This window comes from Egibacter rhizosphaerae (assembly GCF_004322855.1).
In the GTDB taxonomy this organism is placed as follows: domain Bacteria; phylum Actinomycetota; class Nitriliruptoria; order Euzebyales; family Egibacteraceae; genus Egibacter; species Egibacter rhizosphaerae.
On record NZ_CP036402.1, the window covers coordinates 4,188,618 to 4,206,488 of the forward strand.

15 protein-coding genes are annotated in these 17,871 nt (G+C 73.9%); 14 read left to right on the forward strand and 1 reads right to left on the reverse strand.

Annotated features, from left to right (window positions below):
- The first annotated feature begins 52 nt into the window (after nucleotides 1–52).
- Together ER308_RS19220 and ER308_RS19225 are read left to right on the forward strand one after the other, a co-directional pair.
- Nucleotides 53–1,243 carry a pyridoxal-phosphate-dependent aminotransferase family protein gene (locus ER308_RS19220; protein ID WP_131156481.1) on the forward strand — a complete coding sequence of 397 codons (1,191 nt, stop codon included), beginning with the start codon at nucleotides 53–55 and terminating at the stop codon, nucleotides 1,241–1,243.
- A 46-nt stretch (nucleotides 1,244–1,289) separates the two neighbouring features.
- The gene (locus ER308_RS19225; RefSeq protein WP_205745743.1) at nucleotides 1,290–2,093 is read left to right on the forward strand and encodes a sulfurtransferase; all 804 of its coding nucleotides are present in this window, start codon (nucleotides 1,290–1,292) and stop codon (nucleotides 2,091–2,093) included.
- A gap of 107 nt (nucleotides 2,094–2,200) precedes the next feature.
- Here the strand turns inward: ER308_RS19225 and ER308_RS19230 are convergent, their stop codons facing one another.
- Nucleotides 2,201–3,049 carry a UbiA family prenyltransferase gene (locus ER308_RS19230; RefSeq protein WP_131156482.1) on the reverse strand — a complete coding sequence of 283 codons (849 nt, stop codon included), beginning with the start codon at nucleotides 3,047–3,049 and terminating at the stop codon, nucleotides 2,201–2,203.
- 113 nt (nucleotides 3,050–3,162) lie between these two features.
- Here ER308_RS19230 and aspS point away from each other — a divergent pair, with 113 nt between their 5' ends.
- The 12 genes from aspS to ER308_RS19290 all read left to right on the forward strand — a co-directional run bounded on the left by aspS (nucleotide 3,163) and on the right by ER308_RS19290 (nucleotide 17,862).
- Complete coding sequence (gene aspS / locus ER308_RS19235) at nucleotides 3,163–4,965, forward strand: aspartate--tRNA ligase (protein ID WP_131156483.1); 1,803 nt, start codon at nucleotides 3,163–3,165, stop codon at nucleotides 4,963–4,965.
- A 7-nt stretch (nucleotides 4,966–4,972) separates the two neighbouring features.
- Complete coding sequence (locus tag ER308_RS19240) at nucleotides 4,973–6,865, forward strand: O-antigen ligase family protein (protein ID WP_131156484.1); 1,893 nt, start codon at nucleotides 4,973–4,975, stop codon at nucleotides 6,863–6,865.
- 165 nt (nucleotides 6,866–7,030) lie between these two features.
- The gene (locus tag ER308_RS19245; RefSeq protein ID WP_131156485.1) at nucleotides 7,031–8,404 is read left to right on the forward strand and encodes an exopolysaccharide biosynthesis polyprenyl glycosylphosphotransferase; all 1,374 of its coding nucleotides are present in this window, start codon (nucleotides 7,031–7,033) and stop codon (nucleotides 8,402–8,404) included.
- A gap of 548 nt (nucleotides 8,405–8,952) precedes the next feature.
- A complete protein-coding gene (locus ER308_RS19250) occupies nucleotides 8,953–9,171 on the forward strand; it encodes a hypothetical protein (protein WP_131156486.1) in 219 nt (72 codons plus the stop codon).
- Nucleotides 9,172–9,270: 99 nt separating this feature from the next.
- Nucleotides 9,271–9,720: a DUF948 domain-containing protein gene (locus tag ER308_RS19255; RefSeq protein ID WP_131156487.1), complete on the forward strand. Its 450-nt coding sequence runs from the start codon at nucleotides 9,271–9,273 to the stop codon at nucleotides 9,718–9,720.
- Nucleotides 9,717–9,965 carry a hypothetical protein gene (locus ER308_RS19260; RefSeq protein ID WP_131156488.1) on the forward strand — a complete coding sequence of 83 codons (249 nt, stop codon included), beginning with the start codon at nucleotides 9,717–9,719 and terminating at the stop codon, nucleotides 9,963–9,965. Before ER308_RS19255 ends, ER308_RS19260 begins: the two co-directional genes overlap by 4 nt.
- A 122-nt stretch (nucleotides 9,966–10,087) precedes the next feature.
- On the forward strand, nucleotides 10,088–12,772 hold the full coding sequence (gene alaS / locus ER308_RS19265) for an alanine--tRNA ligase (protein WP_131156489.1): 2,685 nt from the start codon (nucleotides 10,088–10,090) through the stop codon (nucleotides 12,770–12,772).
- A 13-nt stretch (nucleotides 12,773–12,785) separates the two neighbouring features.
- Nucleotides 12,786–13,274 carry a Holliday junction resolvase RuvX gene (ruvX, locus tag ER308_RS19270; RefSeq protein ID WP_131156490.1) on the forward strand — a complete coding sequence of 163 codons (489 nt, stop codon included), beginning with the start codon at nucleotides 12,786–12,788 and terminating at the stop codon, nucleotides 13,272–13,274.
- 19 nt (nucleotides 13,275–13,293) lie between these two features.
- On the forward strand, nucleotides 13,294–14,346 hold the full coding sequence (mltG, locus tag ER308_RS19275; RefSeq protein WP_131156491.1) for an endolytic transglycosylase MltG: 1,053 nt from the start codon (nucleotides 13,294–13,296) through the stop codon (nucleotides 14,344–14,346).
- A 28-nt stretch (nucleotides 14,347–14,374) separates the two neighbouring features.
- Nucleotides 14,375–15,187 (forward strand): shikimate dehydrogenase, encoded by an 813-nt coding sequence (gene aroE / locus ER308_RS19280; RefSeq protein ID WP_131156492.1) that lies wholly within the window; start codon nucleotides 14,375–14,377, stop codon nucleotides 15,185–15,187.
- A 149-nt stretch (nucleotides 15,188–15,336) separates the two neighbouring features.
- Nucleotides 15,337–15,984 (forward strand): roadblock/LC7 domain-containing protein, encoded by a 648-nt coding sequence (locus ER308_RS19285; protein WP_131156493.1) that lies wholly within the window; start codon nucleotides 15,337–15,339, stop codon nucleotides 15,982–15,984.
- A gap of 81 nt (nucleotides 15,985–16,065) precedes the next feature.
- A complete protein-coding gene (locus tag ER308_RS19290) occupies nucleotides 16,066–17,862 on the forward strand; it encodes a DUF4388 domain-containing protein (RefSeq protein ID WP_131156494.1) in 1,797 nt (598 codons plus the stop codon).
- Nucleotides 17,863–17,871: the final 9 nt, after the last annotated feature.

A 17,871-nucleotide genomic window follows, 5' to 3' on the forward strand; every position in this document is an offset into this window, starting at 1 on the left:
GCCCGCAGCGCACCCGAGCTGCCCGCAGCGCGCCCGAACTGGAGTCGAGCCCATGGCCCACCGCAGCGGACGCCACTTCCTGCAGATCCCGGGGCCGACCAACGTCCCGGATCGCGTGCTGCGGGCGATCGATCGTCCCACGATCGACCACCGCGGACCGTCCTTCGGCCGGTTCGCGCAGGGGGTCCTCGCCGACATCCGGTCGATCTTCCGCACCGAGCACCCCGTGGTGACCTACCCGTCCTCGGGCACGGGCGCGTGGGAGGCCGCGCTCGTCAACACCCTGTCGCCGGGTGACCGCGTGCTCATGTACGAGACCGGACACTTCGCGGTGCTGTGGCGCCGACTCGCCGAGCGGCTCGGACTGGTCGTCGATCTCGTCGAGGGTGATTGGCGCTCGGGGGCGGATCCGGCGGCGATCGAGGCACGGCTGGCGGCGGACACCGGTCACGAGATCAAGGCCGTCGCGGTGGTGCACAACGAGACGTCGACCGGTGCGACGAGCCGGTTGCCCGACGTCCGAGCGGCGCTCGACCGCACCGGGCATCCCGCGCTGCTGCTCGCGGACACGGTCTCGTCCCTCGGGTCGATCGACTACCGCCACGACGAGTGGGGGGTCGACGTCGCGGTCGCGGCGTCCCAGAAGGGCCTCCTGCTGCCCCCGGGCCTCGGCCTCAACGCCATCAGCGAGAAGGCTCGGGCCGCGTCCTCCGCTGCGCGGCTCCCGCGGGCCTACTGGGACTGGGAGGACATGCTCGCGGCGAACGCGCGTGGCTTCTTCCCGTACACGCCTGCCACCAGCCTCCTGTACGGCCTGCGCGAGGCGATCGACCTGCTGCACGAGGAGGGACTGGAGGCGGTGTTCGCGCGCCATCGACGCCACGCGGCCGCGACGCGGGCCGCGGTCGAGGCCTGGGGCCTCGAGGTCGTCTGCCGTGTGCCGGCCGAGCGGAGCGCGGCGGTCACCGCCGCGTTCATGCCGGGTGGCGAGGGTGCGGACCACGTGCGGGAGATCGCCCTCGAGCGCTTCGACCTGTCCCTCGGGGCGGGCCTCGGCGCCCTCGCCGACCGCGTGTTCCGCATCGGCCACCTCGGCGACTTCAACGACCTGATGCTGCAGGGAACCCTGAGTGGCGTCGAGATGAGCCTCGAGCTCGCCGGGGTCGAGCTGGCCGGCAGCGGGGTTCGTGCCGCGGCCGATCGCCTCGCCCACGGGGACGTGGAGGTGGGGGTCGGCACGTGACCGCGCGGCATTGGCGGCGTGGCGTCGGTGTGCGAGCCTGCCGGCCATGACCACTGATCCGTTGCCACCGTCCGTGCCGACCCCGCTGGTGGACGCCGCGTGGCTGGCGGCCCACCGGGACGAGGTCCACGTCGTCGATTGCCAGTACGTGTTGGGCGAGCCCGGGGAGGGCCGGCGGCGCTACCTGGCCGGGCACATCCCCAAAGCGGCGTTCCTGAGCCTCGAGGAGGACCTGTCGGCTCCCGAGGGTCCGGGCCGCAACCCGCTGCCGTCGATCGACGCGTTCGTCGAGAGCGCTCGGCGCGCGGGGATTGGCGACGACCGCCCCGTGGTCGCCTACGACCAGGCGATGGTCGGCAGCGCCGCCCGGCTCTGGTGGCTGCTGCGCCACGTCGGCAAGGAGGACGTCGCGGTCCTCGACGGCGGGCTGGAGGGCTGGGACGTTCCGCTCGCCAGCGGGGAGGAGCCGGTCGAGCGGGGCGACCTCGTCGCCCGGCCCCGCCGGGACGATCTCGTCGACCGCGACGACGTCGCAGCTCGCCTGGGGGAGCCGGGGCGGGTGCTGCTCGACAGCCGGGCGCCGGCCCGCTTCCGGGGAGAGCACGAACCGATGGACCCGGTCGCCGGCCACATCCCCGGCGCCCGCAACGTCCCTCTCGACGAGGCGCTGCCGGCCGACGTGGCCGATCCCGACACCGAGATCGTGGCGTACTGCGGCTCCGGGGTCAGTGCCTGTGCGCTGCTGGTGCGCCTCGCGGCCGCGGGGCGGGACGACGCGAAGCTCTACGCGGGATCGTGGAGCGACTGGTCGGCGCACGACCTCCCGGTCGCCACGGGTGAGGACACCTGACGAGAACGCCGGAAGGCGCAGGAGCCCCGACGGCAGGGCAGCAGCGGACGGCAGGGCAGCTGCGGACCGCAGGGCAACCCCGGACGGTGCGACAGCCTCGGACCGTCTCAGTCGGCGAGACTCGCTCCCGAGATCACGATCGCGCCGACCGCGGCGAGCGCCACGAGCTGCGCGGCGAGGAACGCGTGGCGGGTCCGGCCCGCTCGGGCGCTGACGGCGGCCGCGCCCAGGGCGGCGAGCGCGAACGCCGGCAGGCCGACCCTCACGGCGAGCGGGAGGTCGACGGGGCCGACCGCGGCGACGACCGCCCCCGCTGCGAGCGCGCCGGCGCCCACCCCCAGGGTCGGCCCGGTGCCCAGGCGTTGCGGCAGGCCGTACACGCCGCGCGCACGATCGTCGGCCAGGTCGGGCAGCGCGTTGAGGAAGTGCGCCCCGGTGCCCATCAGTGCCCCGGCTGCCAGAAGCCAGGGGGGAGGCGGCACCGGCGGTTCGAGGGCGAGCAGCACGAGCGCGCCCGGCACGAGTGCGAAGGCGAGGGCGTACGGCACCGGGCTCGCGGGGCTGCCCTTGAACCAGAGGTTGTAGGCCAGACCCGCGGCGACACCGGTGAGATGGGCCGCGGCCGCCGGCCCGCCGAGCGGCAGGCTCATCGCGACCGCCGCCGCGCCCGCGGTCGCCGCGCCGATGCCGATACCGAGGCGCGAGGCGTCACCGGCCACGATCGGCTTCTCGTCGCGCCCGGCCGCCCGGTCGCGCTCGGCGTCCACCGCGTCGTTCGTCCACCCGATGCACGCCTGGCCCGCGAGGACCGCGGCCGCGACGAGTGCCGCGCGCGCGCCATGCCCGACCGCGAGGGCGAGCAGCAACGTGAGCGTGGTGACCACCAGCGTCGGCGCGAGGTGTGTCGCGTGGGCGAAGGCGATCGCGCGACGCCGGGGGGGACGGGCAGGGGCCATGCGCCGCAGTCTCGCGCAGTCGGCGCGCGACGCGCGGTCGTGGTGGCTAGCCTCGGCGTCCGCGCGGCGCGTCGCCGCGCACACCGCCGACGCGACGAGGGAGACGAGCCACCGTGAAGCCCTTCGGCCGGTACCGCACCCACGGGGCGGGCACGCTGCGCGACGAGCACGATGGCGAGACCGTGACCCTGGCCGGATGGGTCGACCGACGACGGGACCACGGCGGCGTCGCCTTCCTGGACCTGCGCGACGCGAGCGGCATCGTGCAGGTCGTCGCCGATGCCGGCGAGGGCGAGGCGGAGGAGGTCCTCGCGGCCGCGCACGACGTGCGCGGCGAGTGGGTGGTGCAGGTGCGCGGGACCGTGCGCCGGCGGCCCGAGGGGATGGCGAACCCCGAGCTCGCGACCGGCGCCGTGGAGGTGGCGGCCGAGTCGCTCGACGTGCTCGCGGTCGCCGAGACCCCGCCCTTCCCGCTCACCGAGCGCGTCGAGACGGACGAGAACCTCCGCCTCGAGCACCGCTACCTCGACCTGCGCCGCCCGGGCGTCGGCGACGCGATCCGGCTGCGCGCGCGGATCACGAGCGTGATCCGCGAGGTCATGGAGCGCCACGGGTTCCTGGACATCGAGACCCCGATGCTGACGCGCTCCACCCCGGAGGGCGCGCGCGACTTCCTCGTGCCCAGCCGCCTGCAGCCCGGCAGCGTGTACGCGCTGCCGCAGTCGCCCCAGCTGTTCAAGCAGTTGCTCATGGTCGCGGGCCTCGAGCGCTACTACCAGATCGTGCGCTGCTTCCGCGACGAGGACCTGCGAGCCGACCGCCAGCCCGAGTTCACCCAGCTCGACGTGGAGGCCAGCTTCGTCGACGAGGAGGACCTCTACGGGCTCGTCGAGGAGCTGATGGCGACGCTGTGGGAGCGCGTCCTCGGCGTCGAGATCCCGACGCCGTTCCCGCGCATCACCTACGAGGCCGCGTTCGCCCGGTACGGCACCGACGCGCCGGACACCCGCTTCGACCTGCGCCTCACCGACCTCGGGGAGGTCTTCAGCGGGACCGAGGTGGGGGTGTTCCGCAGCGCGCTCGACGAGGGCGGCTCGGTCATCGGTTGGCGTCTGCCCGACGGGGGGCAGCTCTCGCGCAAACAGTTCGACGGATGGGTCGAGTTCGCCCAGCGGCGCGGGGCGAAGGGGCTCGCGTGGGGCGTGGTCGAGTCCGGCGAGGGCGGATCGGGTCCCGCGCTGCGCAGCCCGCTCTCGAAGTTCATGGCCGACGACGAGATCACCGCGCTGCTCGTCGCCACGCAGGCCCGCCTGGGGGACGCGATCTTCTTCGGGGCGGGCCCCACGCGGCAGACCCAGGAGCTGATGGGCGCACTGCGGGTCGCCGCGGCCCGCGAGCACGAGCTCGTCCCCGCCGGCAAGTGGGCCTTCACGTGGGTGACCGAGGCGCCGGTCGTCGAGTGGAACGTGGACGAGGCGCGCTGGGAGGCGGTCCACCATCCGTTCACCGCGCCGACCGACGACAGCCTGCACAAGCTCGAGGCCGATCCCGCGGCAGCGCGGGCGCGCGCGTACGACCTCGTGCTCAACGGGACCGAGCTCGGCGGGGGGTCGATCCGTATCCACCGGCGCGACACCCAGGAGCGGGTGTTCGACCTGCTCGGCGTCGGGCACGAGGAGGCCCGCGAGAAGTTCGGGTTCCTGCTCGACGCGCTCGCCTACGGTGCGCCCCCGCACGGTGGCATCGCGTTCGGGCTCGACCGTCTCGCCATGCTGATGGCCGACAAGCGCAGCCTCCGCGACGTGATCGCGTTCCCCAAGACCCAGAGCGGCTCCGACCCGTTGACGTCCGCGCCCGCGCCGGTCGATGCCGCGCAGCTACGTGACTTGGGTCTCAGGACCCTGCCCAAGGAGTAGCGCCGCGGTGATCGGGGCCGCGCGACCCTCCGCGGTATCGGCGCCGCCGGGTTCGACGGCTCCGGCCGCTCCCGATCGCTGGGCGCTCGCGGCCGGGGCCGTGCCCGCGTTGGTGGTGCTCGTGATGTGGCCCGGCCTCGAGAACCCGTTCCTCACGCCGAAGGCCGTGCTCGCGGTGCTGGGGGGACTGGGCCTGGCCGCCGCGGTCGCATTCGGCGGGCTGCGGGGAGGACGGGTGCACCGTCCACGGGGCGTGCTGCTCGTGGTGGTCGCCGCCCACGCGGCCGCGCTCGTCACGGCGGCCGCGGCGCACGAGCGGCCGCTGCTCGCCACGGTCGGACACGCGGGCCGCCATCTGGGCCTCGCGGTCGCGCTCGCCGCGCTCGTGCTGCTGCTCGCCGCCATCGTGGCGGGCCGCCGCGCGCCGCTGACCGCGATCGCGCCGCTGCTCGTCGCCGCGATCCCGGCGATCGGCTACGCGATCGTGCAGGCGATCGGTGCCGACCCGTTCCCCTGGGCGCTGGTGGAGGGCGGCCCGCCGGTGTTCGCGTTCCTCGGCAACACCAACTTCTTCTCGGGCTGGCTCGGGATCGTGGCGCCGCTGGGCGTCTGGGCCGCCCTCGCGAGCACCGCGTCGACCGCACGCGCGGGCGCCGGGGCGATCGCCGCCGCGGCGCTCGTGGTCGCGGCGTTGTCGGGCTCGCTGCAGGGCGTGGTGGCCGGCGGGCTCGCGGCAGCGGTCGTGCTGGTCGGCGGCGCGGCCCTGCTCCGCGGCGCTCGTGCGGCCCGTCGGGTGGGGCTGCTGGTCGTGGCGGCGCTGCTCGGCTCGGCGCTCGCCGGGGTCACGACCGGTGCCTGGGCGAGCGCCCGGGTGTCGCTCGCCAACCGTTTCGAGATCTGGGAGGTCGCGCTGCGGATCGTCGCGGATCACCCGTGGCGCGGGGTCGGTCTCGCCGGGTTCCGTGGCCATTTCGCCGCCTACCAGGCGGCCGAGAGCGCCGCCGCCCGCGGGCTCGACCGGATCGCGGACAGCCCGCACAGCGTCCCCCTCGACCTGCTCGTGTCCGGCGGGGCACCCCTCCTGGTCACGTGGCTCGCCCTGGTGGGCCTCGTGGCCCACGCCCTCGTGCGCACGTGGCGGCGCGGCGGGACCGCGGACCGTCTCCGGACGCTCGGCCTCGGCGCCGCCGGCGCGGCCTACCTCGCGCAGGCCGCGGTCTCGCTGGACGTTGCTCCGCTCGCGGTCACCGGCGCGCTCGTCGCCGGGCTCGCGCTCGGTGGGACGCCGGGGCCGCCGGATCCGCTCGTGTCCCTCCGCGCGCCGGCCGGCCTCGTGCGCGCGGCGGGGGCCGTCGTGCTCGCGCTCGTGGCCGCCGTAGGGGTCGCGGCGACCCTGCCCTGGCGCGCCGACGTGCACGCCGCCCAGGCGGCGCGGGCGGGGGAGCAGAACATCGCGGTCGAGGGCTACGCGAGGGCCGCGTCGCTCGCGCCGTGGGAACCGAGCCACGCCTCCCGGCTCGGCGGGGCGCACGTCGCGTCCGGGGACCTCGAGGCCGGTCTCCGGGCCTACGAGGAGGCCGTGCGACGCGATCCCCGTGCGGTAGCCGCGCACCTCAACATCGGCCGCCTCGCCGTCGCGCTCGACGCCCCGGAGCGAGCCGACGCGGCCTACGCGCGGGCCGTCGTCCTGCACCCACGCACCGGGCGTGTGCTGGCCGAAGCCGGCCGGCACGCGCTCGAGCGCGACCGGCCGCAGGAAGCCGCCGATCTGCTCGAACGGTCGCTCGCGGTGGGCGACGAGGACCCCGAGCGCTGGCGGGACCTCGCCGCGGCGCTCGAGGCCGCGGGGGAGTCCGACGCTGCCGAGGCCGCTCGCTCGCGGGCACGGGCCAGCGAGTGACCGCCCCGCCGAACCGTCCGCTGTTCGGTTGCCGAGCCGGCGGGATCGCCTGATCGCGTGACCGACTCGACGCATCGAGCCAGGGCGTCACTGCGTGAGCGGGTCGGGGGTCGATCTGCGGTCGGTCAATGCCTCGCGGTAGCAGCTTGTGCGATCCTGGGGGCGATGACGCAGTCCGCTCCCGCACCGCCCGCCCAGGACGACGCCGCTCCCGAGCGGCCGCTGCTGGCACGGCTGAACGCGCGCGGGTTCCGCCTGTTGATGCTGGTGGACGCGCTCGCCGTCGGCCTGGCGCTCGTCGTGCCGATGCTCGTGCGCCACGGCCTCACCTGGCCCACCTACTCGTCGGCGGCCTACGCGGGCGGCTACGCGGCGATCGTCGCGTTGCACATGGCGGCGTTCTACTTCGGCGGACTCTACGAGCGCGAGCAGCGCCTCGGCCACCGGTCCTTCCTCCCGCGCGCGAGTGGTGCCGTCCTGGGGTCGATCCTCCTGGTCGCTCTCGCGGAGCTGTTGACCGGGGTGTTCCTGGTGCCGCGCGGCAACCTGGCGGCGGTCGCGGTGCTCGCCGCACTCGGGGTGACGGCGAACCGGGGCCTGTCCCGGTGGTTGCGGGACCGCCGCGACGGCCCGCCGCGGGTGTTCCTGGTCGGGGCGCCGGACGACGTCAACCTGGCTCGGGCCCATCTCGCCGAGACCGAGGAGCGCGCCGAGGTGGTCGGGTCGGCCAACTCGAGTGACGGGCTGCTGGAGGCCGTGCTGGGCACGGAAGCGACCGACGTGCTCGTCCTCACCAGCAGATTGCTGGACGAGTTGCACCCGGAGCCGCTGTCGAGCTTCGACGAGCGCGGCATCGGGGTGCTGCAACGTGTGGGCGCGCGCGACACGCTGCTCGGCCTGCGCGCGGTGCGCGAGGTGGCCGGGATGCCGTTCGTGCCGGTGCGCACGCGGGCCCTGCCCCAGTCGCGCTGGCACGCCAAGCGCACCCTCGAGCTGCTGGTCCTCGCGTTGCTCCTGCCCGTGGCGTTGCCGCTCGTCGCGCTGGTGGCGCTCTACGTGTTGGCGGTGGCGGGCAGGCCGGTGCTCTTCCGGCAGGAGCGCGTCGGCAAGGACGGTGCGGTCTTCTCGATGGTGAAGTTCCGGACCATGGTGCGTGATGCCGAGCGCCACGGCGGTGCGCAGCTGGCCGCCCGGGGGCGTGATCCGCGGGTCGTGCGCGGCCTGGGATGGCTGCGCGCCACCAGGCTCGACGAGCTCCCGCAGTTGTGGAACGTGCTGCGCGGCGAGATGTCGATCGTCGGGCCCCGGCCCGAGCGCCCCGAGCTCACGCACCACTTCGCCGAGATGATCCCCGGGTACACGCGGCGCCACGAGGTCCCTCCCGGGCTGACCGGCCTCGCGCAGATCCACGGTCGCTACCACACCGATGCCGAGTACAAGCTCGGCCACGATCTCCAGTACCTCGTGAACTGGTCGCCGGTGCTGGACCTCGTGATCCTGGCGAAGACCTTCTGGGTCGTGGTGACCCGGCGCCTCTGAGGGGAATCTCCCATCCCGGCCTGTGGGCCCCTTCCCGCTAGCCTTCCCCCGCTCGACCGGAACTGTCCGACCGGACAACGTCCGGTGTGGTTCCGAGGGCTTGATCAACCCGCGCCCCACCCCGTATCTTCCGACGGCTCGCCATCGAACGGCGAGCCGTCCGCGCTCCGCGGGCGCGCACGAGACCGAGGGAAAGGGGACGCCATGTTGAAGCTCTTGCGTCCACGTGAGACCGCTGCCCTCGTGACGCTCGTGATCGTGCCTGCGTTCGGGATGAACGGATCTGGACCGCGCACGCGACGCCACGCGCGACGGGACTGGGCCCACGTTGCTCAGTGCCGGCCGCGTCTCGGCCGAACGATCGCGTTCGGCGCGACAGCCGGCACCCGCGGGGCCATCGCGGCGTAACCGGGGCCTTCCGCCCCTAGCCAGTCCCTCGACGCGGTCGCACCGCGCACGAGGTTCGCGTGCGCACGAGGTCCGCTGATCTGCTCGATCGCATGAACGCGCTCAACTCTTGCGCTCGTTCGTGCCCGAAAGGTAAGCAAATGTACGATTCGTTCGATTTACGGTTCAGTCATGAACGACAACGGCAGCTGCACGAGGAGGCCGCTCGGGAGCGGCTGTTGCGCGGCCTGCGTCGGCAACGTCGTGCGGCCTACCGGCGGAAGCTGGGGTTCCGACTCGTCGAGTTGGGCTTGCGCCTGGCGGCTGGCACCCGCCGACAGCGGGGTGCCGTGTCGCGGGCACAGCGCCGGACCCTCTAGGCTCGCGGGGGCTCGACCTCAAGCCCCCGCGAGCCCGGAGGGCCCCCGGGGACCCGACGGGCCGCCCCGACCGTGAAGCCGGCTTTGGAAGGTGACAGGATGCGCAACGCAGCGGTGATCGCTTCGGTCGTGATCGCGCTGGCCGTGGCCGCAGTGTTCGTCGTGCTCGGGTTCATCTTCGACGAGAACTTCTTCGGCGTCGCTGCGATCCTCGCGGCGGTCGCGTTCGGCGCGACGATGCTCGGGCTCATGGCGGTGCTCGTCAGCCTCGTGTCCACGGTGAACGAGCTCACCCGGACCGTCTCGGAGATCACCGAGCACACGACCCCCATCCTCACCGACGTCAACGAGACGGTCGCCGGTGTCAACACGGAGTTGGCCCGCGTGGACTCGATCGTCGCGAGCGTCCAGCACGTGTCCACCCGTGCGGAGAGCATCGCCGACGTGCTGCACACGGCGGTGACCAATCCGCTGATCAAGGCGATCGCGTTCGTGTCCGGGGCGACGGCCGCGGCGCGTCGCGCCCGCTCGGGGGGTGAGCAGGCGTGATCCGTCGTCCGTTCTACGCGTTGCTCGGCCTGGGGGCCGGGATCACGCTCGGCGTGTACGCGATCCGCAAGTTCGACGAGGCCCAGCGCAAGCTGGCTCCCGAGGAACTGGGACGGAGCGCGGCCGCGCGGGCCGGCACGTTCGGTGACCGGCTGCGCGACGCGCTGGCCGAGGGCCGCTCGGTGGCCGCCAGCCGCGAGGCGGAGCTACGTGCCGCCCACCGACCCCGTGACCCCGGCGCGTAGGCCGCTCCTTGACGCATCGAGACCGACCGCTGCAGGGCGCGTCATCCTGGGAGGACGGACGTTCCCCACCGTCCCGGGACCGCTGACCACCGCCGACCGCCGACCACACCGCGAGTGAGCCCATGGACGCCCACCGGATCCGCCACACCTTCCTCGAGTTCTTCCGGTCGAAGGACCACCGAGTCCGCCAGTCGGCGTCGCTGATCCCCAACGACCCGACGATGCTGCTGACGATCGCGGGCATGGTGCCGTTCAAGCCGTACTTCCTGGGCGAGGCCGTGCCGGACCACCCGCGCGCCGCGACCGTGCAGAAGTCCGCCCGCACGGTCGACATCGAGAACGTCGGGTACACCACCCGCCACCTGACGTTCTTCGAGATGCTCGGCAACTTCAGCTTCGGGGACTACTTCAAGCGCGAGGCGATCCGCTGGGCGTGGGAGCTGTCGACGACGCCGCAGGAGCAGGGCGGGTTCGGGTTCGAGCCGGAGCGGATCTGGGCCACGGTGTTCGAGGAGGACGACGAGTCCGCGCAGCTCTGGCTCGAGGAGACCGACGTCCCCGCCGAGCGCATCCAGCGCATCGGCGTGCCCGAGGGGTCGAGCCGGCTCGACGCCTCGGACAACTACTGGTCGCTCGGCGGGGCCGGTCCCTGCGGCCCGTGCAGCGAGCTCTACTACGACCGTGGTCCCGAGCACGGACCCGACGGCGGTCCGCTGGTCGACGAGACCCGGTTCCTGGAGTTCTGGAACCTCGTCTTCATGCAGTACGAGCAGGACGCCGACGGCAACGTGCTCGGCGAGCTGCCCCAGCAGAACGTCGACACCGGCATGGGCTTCGAGCGCATGGCGATGCTGCTGCAGGACGTGCCGAACGTCTACGAGACCGACGTGCTGCGCCCGATCCTCGACCGCGCCGCCGACGTCACCGGCATCGGCTACGGCGAGCGCGAGGACGCCGACGTGAGCCTGCGCGTGCTGGCCGAGCACACGCGCTCGGCCTCGTTCCTGATCGCCGACGGGGTGCTGCCGTCGAACGAGGGCCGCGGCTACGTGCTGCGCCGGCTGCTGCGGCGCGCGGTCAAGCATGCCCGCAGCCTCGGCCACGAGGGCGCGGTCATGCCCGCGATGACCGACGCGGTCCGACAGACCCTGGGTGACGCCTGGTCCGAGCTCGTCGAGCAGCGCGAGCTCGTCGACCGCGTCTGCGCCAGCGAGGAGGAGCACTTCACCAGGACGCTCGCCTACGGCACGGGCATGCTCGACGAGGCGATCGCCAAGGCCAAGGCCGAGGGGTGGTCCCACGTGCCCGCGGCGACCGCGTTCACGCTGCACGACACCTACGGCTTCCCGGTCGACCTCACCGTGGAGATCGCGCGCGAGCAGGGCCTCGATCTCGACCGCGACGCCTTCGCCGAGCACATGGAGGCCCAGCGTGCGCGCTCGCGAGCGGGAGCGAAGGGCGGGGACGGCACGGCGGTCCCGATCGAGACCTACCGCGAGGCGGTCGCACGGACCGGTCCCAGCGACTTCATCGGGTACACGCGCACCGACACCGAGACGCCGCTGGCGGCGCTGCTGTCCCGCGAGGGTCTGCGTGACCGGGCGGAGGAGGGCGACGAGGTCGAGGTCGTGCTGCCTCGCACGCCGTTCTACGCCGAGGGCGGCGGCCAGCTCGGCGACCACGGCGTGATCGAGACCGAGACCGGCCGCCTCGAGGTCGTCGACACGTTCGAGCCGCTCGAGGGGCTGTACGCGCACCGGGCCCGGGTGGCCAGCGGTGAGGTGCGCACCGGTCAGGACGCCCACGCCGCGATCGACCTCGACCGGCGCGTGTCGATCACCCGCGGGCACACCGCCACCCACATCCTGCACGCGACGTTGAAGGAGGTGGTCGGCGACCACGCGGTGCAGGCGGGCTCGGCGATCGACGCGGGACGGTTCCGCTTCGACTTCCCGCACTTCGAGGCGGTGGCCCGGGACCAGCTCTCCGAGGTGGAGGAGTGGGTCAACGCGCGGATCGCCGCCGACCCGGAGATCGACGTGGTCGAGACGTCGATCGACGAAGCCCAGCGGATGGGCGCGATCGCGCTGTTCGGGGAGAAGTACGGCGAGCACGTGCGCGTGGTCCGCATCGGGGACTTCTCCAAGGAGCTGTGCGGGGGCACGCACGTGCACCGCACCCCGGAGGTGGGGCTGTTCACCGTGCTCGCCGAGGGCTCGATCGCCGCGAACCTGCGGCGCATCGAGGCGGTCACCGGCCCCGAAGCCTTCCAGCACCTGGCGCGCGAGCGGATGGTCGCCGAGCAGGTCGCGCACCTGCTGAACGTCGGGACCGACGAGGCGGTCCAACGCGTCGAGGCGCTGCTCGAGCGCGTGAAAGCCGCGGAGAAGGCCGCGCAGCAGGCGCGCCAGGACGCCCTCATGGCCCGCGGTGCCGCGCTGCTGGACGACGCGGAGCGATTGCCGGGACCCGACGGCGGGTCGGTCGGCCTCCTGGCCGCCGGTGTCGAGGGCGCGGACCGCGACGGTCTCAAGATCCTCGCCGCCGACCTGCGCAACCGGCTCGGCAGCGGCGTGGTCGTCCTCGGGACCACGACTCCCGACGGCAAGGCCTCGCTCGTCGCGGTGGTGTCGCCCGACCTCGGCATCGAGGCGGCCGACGTGCTGCGGCCGGGTGCCGAGACGGTGGGCGGCGGCGCGGGCGGCCGCGGCGAGCTCGCCCAGGCCGGCGGCAAGGAGGGCGACCGGCTCGGCGACGCACTCGAGGCGAGCCGGCGCGAGGCGCGCGAGCGGCTCGGAGCGGCGTGAGCGAGGCGGCGGCGTGAACGAGACGCCTGGGGGGCGGCGCGCGCTCGGGGTCGATGTCGGCAGCGTGCGCGTCGGCATCGCCATCAGCGACCCCGATCGCACGGTCGCCACGCCCGTGGAGACCCTCTCCGCGAGCGAGGTGGGTGCGAGCGGCCGCACCCGACCCGGGGATCCCGGGGGCGACGAGCGCGCGTGGGCCGCGGACCTGGCGGACCGCCTCGTCGCGCTCGCGGCCGAGCGTGACGCGGGCGTCGTCGTGATCGGGTTGCCGAGGGGCCTCTCCGGTCGGGACACGGCGAGCACCCGTAGCGCCCGGGCGGTGGCCGCCGCCGTCGAGGAGGCCGGCCTCGCCGTGGAGCTGTGGGACGAGCGCCTCTCGACCGCGGAGGCGGAGCGGACCATGCGTGCCCAGGGCTCCGGACGCCGCGAGCGGCGCACGGTGCGGGACCGGGTGGCCGCCGTCCTCATCCTTCAGGGATGGTTGGACGCGAACCGAACGTAGACGTGCGAGGATCGGGGTCATGCGCTTGTCACGCGGGTCGGCGCTATTCCTGATCGTCCTGGTCGGGCTCGCCGTCGTGGCCGTCCTCGGGGTCCGCGCTCTGCTGCCTGGGGAACCCTCCGAGGATCTCGGCGACGAGGTCGCCGTCGAGATTCCTGACGGCGCGAACGTCGACGACGTCGCGACGATGCTGGCCGAGGACGACGTCATCGACAGCGAGTGGCGTTTCCGGCTCGCCGCCCGGTTCGACGCGCGGGCGAACCAGATCCGCGCCGGCGAGTACACCCTGCGCGAGGGCATGAGCGCGACCCAGGTCTTCGACCGGTTCGCCGAGGGGCCACCTCCGCCGCCGACGTTCACCGTGACCGTCCCCGAGGGTCTTACGGTGCCCCAGACCCTCGAGCGCATCGCCGAGGCCGGCGGCAGCCCTCACGAGGTCGAGGACCTCGAGGAGGGGCTGGTGCAGATCAGCCTGCCCGAGTGGGTTCCCAGCGACCTGCCTGAGGGCGCGCAGCAGTTCGAGGGCCTGCTCGCGCCGGCGACCTACGAGTTCGAGGAAGAGACCCCCGCTGCGGAGATCCTGGCCGAGCTCGTTCGGACGACCGACGACCGCCTCAGCGGGATCGAACCCGAGGTGGACTGGGAGCAGTACGAGCTGCTGACCGTCGCCAGCCTCATCGAGCGGGAGGTGCGCATCGACGAGGAACGGCCCGTCGTCGCGAGCGTGGTCGCCAACCGCCTCGAGGACGAGCGCTTGCTGCAGATCGACGCGACCGTCCAGTACGCCCAGGACGAGCATCAGGGTCGCTTGCTCTTCGAGGACCTCGAGATCGACTCGGCCTGGAACACCTACGAGGTCGAAGGGCTGCCGCCGACCCCGATCGCCGCGCCGGGGCGGGCCGCCCTCGAGTCCGCGGCCCATCCGGCGAATACCGACTACCGGTACTACGTGGTGTGCGACACCGAGACCGGGGAGCACGCCTTCGCCGAGCACGACGAGGCGCACCAGCAGAACGTCGCCCGGTTCCGCGAGATCCAGGACGACGGGGGCCGCTTCTGCGACGACACGTGACCACCGCCCGCACCGGACCCGGCCGGCCATGACCACCGCCGCCACCTGGCTGGTCGCGCTGCTCGGCCAGCCCGTCGGGCATTCCGGCTCACCCGCGATCCACACCGCCGCCTTCGCCGCGGCCGGCGTCGACGCGGCCTACCTCGCGTTCGAGGTCGCGCCGGAGCGGCTCGCCACGGCGGTCTCCGGGCTGCGGGCCCTGGGGGCGCTCGGCGCGAACGTGACCGTCCCCCACAAGACGGCGGCGCTCGCGCTCGCCGACGCCGCGACCGAGGAGGCGCAGCTCGTCGGTGCCGCCAACACGCTCTTCTGGCGGACCGGATCGACCGGTGAGGCCGTGCTGACCGCCGACAACACCGACGCGGCAGGGCTCGAACGCGAGCTGCGCGACGACCTCGGCCTCGTCGCCGGGGACACGGTCGTGCTCTTCGGCTCGGGCGGGGCGGCCCGGGCGGCGGCGGTCGCGCTGGGGCGCGTCGGCGCGCGGGTCGAGGTCTCGGCCCGGAGGGCCGAGGCGGCCGGGGAGATCGCGGAGCTCGCCGCGCGGGCAGGAGCGGTCCCGGACGAGGTCGGCGAGCCGCGGTGCGTCATCAACGCGACCCCGCTGGGTCTTGCCGGCGAGTCCCTGCCCGCGCGGTTCATGACGCTCGGGGACGGCCAGATCGCCCTCGACCTGGTCTACGGGGTGTCCGAGACCCCGTTCCTGCGGGCGGGCGCAGCGGGCGGTGCCACCGTTCGCGACGGCACGGGGATGCTCATCGAGCAGGCCGCCCTCGCGTTCGAGCGATGGATCGGGTCGGCGCCGCCCCGGTCGGCGATGCGGGCCGCGCTGGCCACCTGAGGCACTTCTCGTCAACCGACCGATCTCCGGTGACCTCGCTCCGGGCCGTCAAGTAACCCCGGAGGTCTGCCGACATCCCCGACGGAGCACCCTTTGGCGCGGGCCGCTCCGATGGCCGACGGACCGGTTCCAGCGAGACGAGGACGCGCATGAGTGGCCAGGTGGATGCCCGACATCTTCCCGAGGAGCGGGAGGACTCGCTCGACGTGCGACTCGTCGAGGCCCTGGAGCGGCTCATCGGACAACTGCGCGATGTCGCCGCCGCCGCGGTCGTGAGCCTCGACGGCCTCACGATGGCCTCCGCCGTGCCCGACGACATCGACGAGGAGCACGTCGGCGCGATGGCCGCCGCCCTGCTCTCGCTCGGCGAGCAGGCCGCGGTCGGGCTGGGCCGGGGTCAGCTGCGCGAGCTGCTGGTCGACGCCGAGGGCGGGCTGGTGTGCTGCCTGTCCGCCGGCGAGGAGGCCGTGCTGCTCGCGGTGACCGAGCCCGACGCCAAGCTCGGGTTGGTCCGCTACGAGCTGCGCCGGGCCGCGGCCGACATCGCCGATGCCCTGGCCCACGCCAGCGTGCCGGAGGGTCCTTCGGTCCCCGCGGGGAAGGGTTCTTCGGCCCCTGCGCCCGACGGTCCTTCTGACACGACGCCGGATGCCTCCACGCGCGGGCTCGAGGAGTTCGCCGCCCTGGCCGACGCGGGTGTCCGATGGCGTGACCGCTCGGTCGACGTGTTCGGCGACGAGTTGTCAAGCGACCACCGCCAGGGGCACCCACCGACCACCACTCCCGCCGAGACCTAGCTCCGCGGGATCCCCCACCCGCCGTCCCGTCCCCCCGCCGTATCCGCCCAACGCCATCCCAGATTGGCCCCGGGAGTCCAGATGCTCGCAGGCGACCTCGCGGAGTTCACGCTCCAGGACATCTTCCAGTTGCTCGGCCTGACCAACAAGACCGGCGCGCTGCGGGTGCGATACGCCCACGGCGAAGGGCAGGTCGTCGTCCGCGACGGTGAGGTGTGCTTCGCCGTCGCGGACCTCGAACGCCTCCCGCTCGCAGCGCGGCTCGTGGTCGAGGGCTTGCTCGACGCGGACAAGCTCACCGAGGCCGTCGCCGCGCACCGGGACGGTGGACCGGTGGCGCTCGCGAGCGACCTCCTCGCCCGCGAGGAGGTCGCGGGTGACTCGGTCGACCACGCGGTCCGTGAGCAGGTGATCGACGCGCTCTTCACCCTCCTGCAGCTCGAGGACGGCACCTTCGAGTTCGATCAGTCCGTGGGGCTCGCCGCCAGTTGGCCGCGCGCTGCGGTGGCCGGGGACGAACTCCTCGCCGAGGCCGGCGAGCGCCTGCAACGCTGGCAGGAGGCCCAGGACCGGGTGCCGGGCGCGCACGCGCGCGTCGCGCTCGCGCCCAGTCCTCCCGGTGACGGGCTCCTGGAGATCAGCCGGTCGGCCTGGCAGCTGCTCGTGCTGGTCGACGGGCAGCGCACCGTGGGCGAGCTCGCCGGACTCTGCGGAATGGGTGCGTTCTCCACCGGCGAGTTGCTCGCCGACCTGGTCGAGGACGGCCTGATCGAGGTCGTGGAGGAGGGGGAAGGCTCCAGCCTCGACGAGCTCCTGGAGAGCCGGCGGAGCCTCGATCGCCTCGCCACGGTCGGTGATCGCGGCGGGCGCTCAAGCGGTCGCACGGACGATCCCGGTTCACGAGCGACGGCCGAGCAGGGCACGCGCTCGCGCACGCGAGTCGCCTCGGATCTCGCGGACGAATCGGCCGCGGTCGGGCACCGCGTGACCGACGACCGGCAGGACGGAGCTTCCGGCCCGGCCAACGGTCGAGCTGCCCCCGGCACCGCGCGCGTCCGCGCGGACACCGTGAGTGAGGACGAGGCGGAATCCGCGGCCGAGGAGCCCGTGCGCGCCGTTCACACCGCTCCCGCTGCCGACGCGCCCGGGAGCGTGGACGCGCTCGCCGCCAAGGACGTGCCCGTCTCGCAGGGCTCGGCCGCGGCTCGTCGCGACGCCACCGCTGGGAGGCCCGCGGACAGTCCCGATCCCGCGCGCCGCACCGACTCACCACCCGTGACCTCTCTGGAGGACGCACGCTCCGCCAGCGCTGCGTCGCCGTCGGAGGAGAAGGGGGAAGAGGAGCAGGACGAGGACCGGGGGGAGGCCCCAGGGGACGCCTCCGGTGCCTCCGCCGAGGACCCCGGGGACGCGTCGAGCGGGTCGGGCGAGCACGACCGTCCTGCACCGACCACTCGCAGTGGCCGCGATGCGCGAGGCGTGAATCGGGCGCAGGTCGCGCGTGAGCTCGCCTCGCTCGGCATGGACGACGCCGGCGGCAACGGTGGGCGCCGCGGCCCGAACCGGGCCAGTGGAGCGGGGCCCGAGGCCTCCCCACGCAACGACGGGGGACGCAGGACGTCTGGCGGCGGGACCTCCCCAGCCTCCAGCGCCGGCGCCAGTGCTGGAGCCAGCGCCGGATCGGTGACCGGCGGGACGATGAACGGAGCCGCCGCTGAGGCCGTCGAACCGGTCGAGGCGATCGAGGAGCACGAGACGGCCGAGCCGGGGTCGGGGTCCGATGGCCACGACGACGCGTACGGCGGGCGGCTGAGCCGCGATCAGGACGTGAACCGCGGGCTGCTGCTGCGGCTCATCGACGGCGTAAAGGATGCGTAGGGATGCCGC

Coding starts and splice junctions, on each gene's coding strand:
- ER308_RS19220 (WP_131156481.1), top strand. CDS start 53: ATGGCCCACCGCAGCGGACGCCACTTCCTGCAGATCCCGGGGCCGACC.
- ER308_RS19225 (WP_205745743.1), top strand. CDS start 1,290: ATGACCACTGATCCGTTGCCACCGTCCGTGCCGACCCCGCTGGTGGAC.
- ER308_RS19230 (WP_131156482.1), bottom strand. CDS start 3,049: ATGGCCCCTGCCCGTCCCCCCCGGCGTCGCGCGATCGCCTTCGCCCAC.
- ER308_RS19245 (WP_131156485.1), top strand. CDS start 7,031: ATGACGCAGTCCGCTCCCGCACCGCCCGCCCAGGACGACGCCGCTCCC.
- ER308_RS19250 (WP_131156486.1), top strand. CDS start 8,953: ATGTACGATTCGTTCGATTTACGGTTCAGTCATGAACGACAACGGCAG.
- ER308_RS19255 (WP_131156487.1), top strand. CDS start 9,271: ATGCGCAACGCAGCGGTGATCGCTTCGGTCGTGATCGCGCTGGCCGTG.
- alaS (WP_131156489.1), top strand. CDS start 10,088: ATGGACGCCCACCGGATCCGCCACACCTTCCTCGAGTTCTTCCGGTCG.
- mltG (WP_131156491.1), top strand. CDS start 13,294: ATGCGCTTGTCACGCGGGTCGGCGCTATTCCTGATCGTCCTGGTCGGG.
- aroE (WP_131156492.1), top strand. CDS start 14,375: ATGACCACCGCCGCCACCTGGCTGGTCGCGCTGCTCGGCCAGCCCGTC.
- ER308_RS19285 (WP_131156493.1), top strand. CDS start 15,337: ATGAGTGGCCAGGTGGATGCCCGACATCTTCCCGAGGAGCGGGAGGAC.
- ER308_RS19290 (WP_131156494.1), top strand. CDS start 16,066: ATGCTCGCAGGCGACCTCGCGGAGTTCACGCTCCAGGACATCTTCCAG.